Genomic DNA, 255 nt, shown 5'->3' on the forward strand with positions numbered 1-255 from the left:
TCCAACTTAACAAACCACCTACGCGCGCTTTACGCCCAGTAATTCCGATTAACGCTTGCACCCTCTGTATTACCGCGGCTGCTGGCACAGAGTTAGCCGGTGCTTATTCTGTCGGTAACGTCAAAACTATCACGTATTAGGTAATAGCCCTTCCTCCCAACTTAAAGTGCTTTACAATCCGAAGACCTTCTTCACACACGCGGCATGGCTGGATCAGGCTTTCGCCCATTGTCCAATATTCCCCACTGCTGCCTC

The 255-nt window shown here is 50.2% G+C and carries 1 rRNA gene; it reads right to left on the minus strand.

The features are described from left to right. Positions 1-255, minus strand: a 16S ribosomal RNA gene (locus HCF10_RS32225); the annotation flags it as partial.

The sequence above is a fragment of the Pseudomonas sp. B14(2022) genome, from assembly GCF_012030485.1.
Lineage (GTDB): Bacteria > Pseudomonadota > Gammaproteobacteria > Pseudomonadales > Pseudomonadaceae > Aquipseudomonas.